Below are 1,128 nucleotides of genomic sequence, written 5' to 3'. Positions count from 1 at the left end.
CAGACCCGGAGATACTCAATGCCATTGCGCTGCATACGGTGGGTTCCGAATATATGAGTCAATTGGATAAAGTACTGTTTGTGGCGGACAAAATTGAACCGAACCGCCGTCACGGCGCCGTGCAGGAAATTCGCAGGCAGGCCGAAACAGACCTGGATGCGGCGCTCTTAAGCTGTTTTGATGAAAGCATCCGGTATGCTTTAAAAATTGGCTGCCTGCTGCATCCCAGCAGTGTAAAAGCGAGGAATGCAATTTTAGCAGCCAGGGTTTCCGCCTAGAAAATAGTGGAATAGGATATAATAAGAACACAGAAAAACATCAAGGAGGGGTCTGTTTGACACTTAGCGCCAAGGAAATGGTAGACATAGCCCACAAAGCGGCGGATGACAAAAAAGCTGCCGATATAACGGTCCTTGACATCAGCCATATTTCTATTATTTGTGATTATTTTTTGATTTGCACCGGTCGCTCCAGCACCCAGGTACAGGCAGTGGCCGAACATATTAAAGAGAAACTGGAAGAAGCGGGCGTCAGGCCGTTGCGTATCGAAGGTTTCCGGGAAGGCAGCTGGATTCTGCTGGATTATGGCGATGTAGTCATACATGTATTTCAGGAAATGGAACGGGACTTTTACAACCTGGAGCGGCTTTGGGGCGATGCCCAGGTTGTGGAAATGACAGCCAACAAGTAATTAACAAAACTTTCGTTGACAAAAGGAGAAGTGCAGGCCTACTGTGTGGATAAAATTGCCAAATACAAAATACCTTCATACGTTTTGTTTGTAGACAGCTATCCCACCACCGCCAGTGGTAAAATCCAAAAATACAAACTGGGAGCAGGCCATTACCACCCTGGGACTGGAAGATTTAACGAAAATTGAAACGGCTTAGAATTGTTGAAATATGCCCCTATTCGTGGTAAAATTTGCGAGGAATGTGAATGTGCCGCACCTTCCTACCAAAATAGTAAAGTGACTAGGAGGCAAGTATTTTGCAGGAGCAATACGATTCTAAACAAATAGAGAATAAATGGCAGCAATACTGGGAGAAACAGGATATCTACCAGGTGCCGGATCATTCCGAACGCCCGAAATACTATTGCCTGGAAATGTTCCCATATCCCTCGGGA

1 protein-coding gene and 2 pseudogenes are annotated in these 1,128 nt (G+C 45.8%); all 3 read left to right on the top strand.

The genetic code is table 11. The annotated features are described in order from the left end of the window. Nucleotides 1-278: pseudogene (locus P378_RS16090) on the top strand (bis(5'-nucleosyl)-tetraphosphatase (symmetrical) YqeK); the annotation flags it as partial. A 56-nt stretch (nt 279-334) separates the two neighbouring features. After that, nucleotides 335-691 (top strand): ribosome silencing factor, encoded by a 357-nt coding sequence (gene rsfS / locus P378_RS16085; RefSeq protein ID WP_099083685.1) that lies wholly within the window; start codon nt 335-337, stop codon nt 689-691. 12 nt (nt 692-703) lie between these two features. Next, nucleotides 704-890: pseudogene (locus P378_RS16080) on the top strand (AMP-binding enzyme); the annotation flags it as partial. Nucleotides 891-1,128 lie beyond the last annotated feature (238 nt).

The sequence above is a fragment of the Desulforamulus profundi genome (assembly GCF_002607855.1).
The sequence above is the reverse complement of the archived record's forward strand: the minus strand, read 5'-3'. Positions and strand labels throughout refer to the sequence as shown.